Source organism: Colwellia sp. (assembly GCF_013215345.1).
In the GTDB taxonomy this organism is placed as follows: domain Bacteria; phylum Pseudomonadota; class Gammaproteobacteria; order Enterobacterales; family Alteromonadaceae; genus Colwellia.
Genome location: NZ_JABSOV010000172.1, coordinates 1 through 5,917, shown reverse-complemented (window position 1 = coordinate 5,917; position 5,917 = coordinate 1). Strand labels below are relative to the sequence as shown.

The 5,917-nt window shown below is 38.0% G+C and carries 4 protein-coding genes and 1 pseudogene; 4 read left to right on the top strand and 1 reads right to left on the bottom strand.

Features of this window, described 5'->3' with window-relative positions; all coding sequences use genetic code 11:
- A pseudogene (locus HRT50_RS17290) lies at window positions 1-254 on the top strand (1-acyl-sn-glycerol-3-phosphate acyltransferase); the annotation flags it as partial.
- 49 nt (window positions 255-303) lie between these two features.
- Entirely contained in the window at window positions 304-654 is a 351-nt protein-coding gene (gene rraB, locus HRT50_RS17285) for a ribonuclease E inhibitor RraB (protein ID WP_291616805.1), read from the top strand.
- Window positions 655-1,287: 633 nt separating this feature from the next.
- On the opposite strand, the gene HRT50_RS17280 is transcribed toward rraB, so the two are convergent.
- Complete coding sequence (locus HRT50_RS17280; RefSeq protein ID WP_291616803.1) at window positions 1,288-2,319, bottom strand: LacI family DNA-binding transcriptional regulator; 1,032 nt, start codon at window positions 2,317-2,319, stop codon at window positions 1,288-1,290.
- Between the two features lie 254 nt (window positions 2,320-2,573).
- On the opposite strand from HRT50_RS17280, the gene pgi reads away from it, so the two are divergent.
- Together pgi and HRT50_RS17270 are read left to right on the top strand one after the other, a co-directional pair.
- Entirely contained in the window at window positions 2,574-4,214 is a 1,641-nt protein-coding gene (pgi, locus tag HRT50_RS17275; protein WP_291616801.1) for a glucose-6-phosphate isomerase, read from the top strand.
- A gap of 497 nt (window positions 4,215-4,711) precedes the next feature.
- Window positions 4,712-5,917 (top strand): TonB-dependent receptor plug domain-containing protein (locus HRT50_RS17270; protein ID WP_291616799.1); only part of this gene is annotated, 1,206 nt, incomplete at its 3' end.

Here is a 5,917-nt window from a genome sequence, read left to right as displayed (position 1 = left end):
TAAAAACAGGTGCTTTTCGAACAGCTATTCAAGCAAATGTACCAATTGTACCTATTTGTGCCAGTAACCAAGTTGGTACTATCAACTTAAACCGTTGGGATAATGGTAAAATTATTATTGAGTTTCTAGAGCCACTGTATATTGAAAATAGTGACCGGGAAAACCTTCGGAAAACGGTGAATCAGGTCCATGAATTAATGAAAAATAAAATTGAAGAATTATCTGATGAAGCAGCGGCTTATCATAATAAATAACGCTGTTTTTTGTCGGTAATTTAACGAGTTAATATATATAGGTATTAAAATGATTGATGAAAAATTAAAACACTGGCTAACCCATACAGAAGTACTTGTGAGCGAGTTACTTGCAGATGGTACCAATGATGAGGTTTATCACACTATAGAGCACCACTTTGCCAGTAGTGACTTTGATTTACTCGAAAAGACGGCTATTGCGGCATTTAAGCTAGGCTTGGAAATTGAAGAGCCGGAAGAAGCCGAATTAGAAAATGGCGACAAGGTTTTTGCTTTTGATATAGTCACTGAACAGATGCTTGATGTTGAATTAATTAAAACAGAAACTAAAGTTATGTTTGAATTGGCAACAAAATGTAAAGTAGACTACGATGGTTGGGGCACATATTTTGAAGAATAGCTTTTAAATTAAGCTAAAGTACTCATAAGCTTGAACATAAATGCTAAATATCATAAGGTGTAGAGAATCACTACCCGTATAATATATCAGCAATGTCACTGGCGCTAAGATAGAGCCGGTGACTAGCTTAATTTATCAGTACATTTGTATACTAAGGAAAGTAAACCATGGAATGGCTTAGCAGATCGCTATCACAAGAACCTCTCGTATTAGTCCTCTCAATCACTGTTGTTATCGGTATCTTCATTTTTGCAGCAAAAAAAGCGCACTTGAATTATTTAGCGAAAATGAAAAAGATAGATGAGTCTTTTAATATCAAATAAAGCGCTAGCACTTTATACCAATCACACAAACTAAGTGATCATTTCTACTTGCTAAAATTAATAATTACTACGTTATTTCTTTAATAATTAGAACAACTAGTTAGTTAAATAATTACCTTGTACTTATCACTTATTTCTGCGTATAAAATAGATCACTTAATTAATATAATTGGTATTACTGTTGCTCACACCCGGCAAACTATTAAATTCAATGTCGCTAACGCTGTGATAATTTCTCCGGGTAAAACTTGCCACTTTTGCGTCATTTAAACGATAAGAACGATTTAAATAACGCTGACAAAACGCTTAATTATAGCTTTTCATACTGAGCGGTAGAATCTCTGACGATAAGTTTTGGTACATATTGACTAATTGTAATCGGATTTTTCTGCTTACGAATTTGGCTAATAAGTAACATTGCCGCATCTTCGGCAATTTGGTTGTTTGGTTGATCAGCCGTAGTCAGTTTTGGCCAAGTCTGGCGGGAAAATGGACTGTTTTCAAAACCGACAATAGATAATTGTTCTGGAATTGATATATTCATTAATCTTGCTGCGAATAATGCCCCCGCGGCGATTTCATCGTTACAAGAAAATATGGCAGTAGGGCGGGGATTAGCCGTTTGAACGGACATTAATTCTTTAGCACCACTGACTCCAGAATCAAATGAGTAACTTCCTTCAATAACCAGTGACTTGTTAAATTCAATATTACTGGCTTTTAATGCTCTTCTGTAACCTTTATAGCGCTCTATCGTCGACATATGTACAGCGTCACCGGCTAGAAAACCAATATCTTTATGGCCTAAATCAATAAGGTGCTGGGTAATGGTTTGTGCCGCATCTCTATCATTGACCATAACACAAGGGCTAAGGTCATCAGGGGCGACATCGCCAGACAGGATACGCACAACTTTGACGTCAAGATCTACTAGTGTTTTTACAAACTCAGGCATTTCAGATAAAGGCGGAGTTAAAATCAAGCCGGCAATACGCGCTTGCTTAACCATATTGACCACCTCTTCGGTAATACCTTGGCTTTTGGAGTCACAAGGATGAATTAATAACTCAAAACCTTGTTGCTTACAGGCTGATAATATGCCCTTTTGCATATCAATGATGTAATACGCATTGGGGTTATCATATATATAGGCTATGGAGTAGGATTTTGCTCCCGCTAAATTACGAGCAGATAAATTGGGTTGGTAGTTAAGCTCATCAACAGCCCGTTGCACCTTTTCTCGAGTCAGTTGGCGTACGGACGCTTCATTATTGATAACACGAGAAACTGTTTTTATTGATACACCAGCTTGCTTTGCTACGTCATTTATTGTCGCTTTCATTTGCAGGTAACCTTGTTCTTATTATTATAAATTGACTGGTTCTACCAGAGGCGTTGTTATTATTACATGGCTGTTCAGTGGTAATCTACTGACTTTTACAGTATTCTGTAGTGTATTAGTAATTGACAGCGCTGTCATTTTTTTATAGGGTATCATGAAATATTTACAAGTCATAATGGTTAAATCGAGTAAAAACTCAGTTTAAAGTTGTGGTAAAGTCGATAATCGTGTCTCAATCACCTATAGGAACTAGTATGTCATCTCGTCAAGCATTAGCTAGCTGGAAAAAGCTTCAGCAACTTGCCCAAGATAAAAAATCTCAGCACATGAATACCTTGTTTGCCGAGGACAGCGAACGTTTTAATAAGTTCTCTATTGAATTGCCCAACATGCTGCTCGACTACTCTAAAAACCTGATTGACAGTGAAACGATTACCGCCTTACTCGCTTTAGCAGAAGAGACCCAGGTTTGTGATTGGCGCGCAAAAATGTTTGCTGGTGAGAAAATAAATAAAACGGAAGACCGCGCGGTACTTCATACTGCACTACGTCGTCCAAGTGATGAACCGCTTATTATTGATGGTGAAAATGTCACTGACCATGTACAAAAACAACTTGCCGAGATGGAGGTTTTTGTTAATAAGGTCCGTCAAGGGCATTGGTTAGGTTATTCAGGCAAGCGTATTACTGATATCGTAAATATAGGTGTTGGTGGTTCAAACCTTGGCCCACAGATGGTAACCGAAGCTTTAAAACAGTACAGTGATGGCAGTGTTAATGTTCATTATGTTTCGAATGTTGATGGTGCGCAAATTGTTGAAGTACTACGTCCTTTAGAGCCGGGAAAAGTGCTTTTTATTGTTTCAAGTAAAACTTTTACCACGACAGAAACCATGACAAATGCTCGCACAGCAATTAATTGGTTAACCAGCGCCTCTTTTGATGAAAACTCGGTTGCTAAACATTTTGTCGCAGTAACTGCCAATAAAGAAAATGCCATGGGTTTCGGTATTAAAGAGGAAAATATCTTTGATATGTGGGATTGGGTTGGTGGTCGCTTTTCATTATGGTCGGCCATTGGCCTTGCCATCGCCCTTGATTTAGGCTTTGATAAATTTAAAGAATTACTTAGTGGTGCCCATGATATGGATCAACACTTTATCAACGCACCATTAAAAGATAACTTTCCCGCTATTCTGGCCTTGATCAGTGTATGGAATACCACATTCCTTGGCTCGCAGTCACAAGCTATTTTACCTTATGATCAAACACTGCATATGCTGACCGCTTATTTACAACAAGCTGAAATGGAAAGTAATGGTAAGTCGGTGAGTTGGGATGGCGATGAAGTTGACTATGCCACTGTGCCTTCTATATGGGGTGAGCTAGGCATTAATGGTCAACATGCCTTTTATCAGTACCTGCATCAAAGTAATAATGTTGTACCGGCTGACTTTATTGGCTCAGTAAAAAGTGTTACGCCAGTAAAAGGTCATCATGAAACGTTGATGGCAAACTTCTTTGCCCAAACACAAGCGTTAATGACGGGTGTTAATGAGGAGCAAGTCCGAGCGGACTTAAAAGCCAAAGGTCGTGACCAAGATTACATCGATAAAGTCGCACCACATAAAGTCCATAAAGGTAATCGACCTACCAATACCATTTTATTGAAATGTATTAACCCTAGAAACCTGGGCAGCTTAATTGCAGCTTATGAGCATAAGATATTTGTGCAAGGTATCATCTTGCAAATATGTTCTTTTGATCAATGGGGCGTTGAACTGGGCAAGGGCTTAGCAGCAGAAATTCAAACCGAATTAGAAAAAAATGCTATCTCAGACCAGCATGATTGTTCAACAGCAAGTTTACTGGCGTTTTATCAGTCAGCTAAATAAGCAAAATCAGAATCAATCTTTAGAGCACAGTTTAAAGGTTACTCACTGCTAGTCAAATCAATAAAAGCTAATGTCTACCTAGGTAGGCATTAGCTTTTTTTTATCCGCAGATCAAATAAGTCAGTAAAATAAATGCTCGGCTTCAGCTTCCTTTTTAGTGAATACTTATTCGTTATATTAGAATAAAAAGACAAGTTATGTGTTTTTACGTATTCTTTTCATACAGAAAGTGATAGTTATTTAGATAATCAGCTTATTAACAATAAAAAGAATCAAATAAAAATTCCTTTAAATTCAATCTTCTCACCTATTTGTGTAATCAATTTGTAACTTTTGGTTAATTTATTCTGGTCAAACGTAAAAATAAACGGTATGGTTTCTTACGTCTTATGACAGCGTTGTCATTAAATATTGACAGCGCTGTCGTAAAACCAAATATAATTATTCTAAATAAAATAAAAACATTTTAAAAACAAAACGTGTGTAAGGGAAAGTCGATGTCAACTATAACATTTAAAAAAGGCGTGTTAGCAAGTTCAATTGCTATGATCCTAGCGGGTGTATCATCACAAGCTATGGCGGCCGAAGAAGCAGCGGTTAAAAAAGACGAAGTAGAAGTAATTCAGGTAACTGGTATTCGTGGTTCATTAAAAGCGTCATTAAACGCTAAGCGTTTTTCAAACGCAGTGGTAGATGCCATATCTTCAGAAGATATTGGTAAATTCCCAGATGGCGATATTGGTGAGTCATTAGCCCGTATTTCTGGTGTTGCCGTTAACCGTCAGTTTGGACAAGGCCAGCAAGTATCAATTCGTGGTGCTTCTTCGCAGTTAACGCGTACTTTATTAAATGGTCACTCGGTTGCCTCTACTGGTTGGTATGACCAACAGTCAATTGACCGTAGCTTTAACTACACATTATTACCACCTGAATTGGTTGGTGGTATTGAAGTTTATAAATCTTCACAAGCAGACCTTGTTGAAGGTGGTATCGGTGGTACTGTTATCGTTAAAACTCGTCGTCCTTTAGACTTAGATGCTAATACTGTTTTTGCAAGTGTTAAAGGTACTTACGGTTCAGTTAATGAAGAAGTTAGCCCAGAGCTTTCTGGTTTATACAGCTGGAAAAATGATTCTGAATCTTTCGGTGTTTTAGTTTCTGCTGCTGTTTCTGAAACTAACTACCAACGTAATGGTGTTGAAACTTCAAGAAACTGGAGTGGCGGTATGGCACCAACAACATTCCAACAAGATCGTGAGCGCACTGCACTTAATTTAGATATGCAATACCGTCCAACTGATTCACTAGAGTTTGGTTTAAGCTATATGTCTTTAGATTTAGTTGCCGATAACGCAAACAGCCAACTGATTATGTTCCCAGGTGCTGATTCGTGTACTAAGACAAATCCAGCGAACGGCAACTGTATCGAAAGAACTAAAACTAACAATGACTTGGGTTACGGTCCTGAAGGTTTTCAGTCGGGTTATTTCCAAACTTGGTCTCGTGAAGCATCAATGGATTCTAAAACAATTGATTTCGATTGGACTTATGAAGCCGATTCATTCACTTTCTCTGGTCGTGTAGGTAATACTACATCAGACGGTGGCGCACGAACTGCTCTTGTTGGTGAATATGCTCGTAACTCTACAGATACCTTTGGTGTATGGGATATGACGGGTGACAAAGCGACATTCGACGTTCAA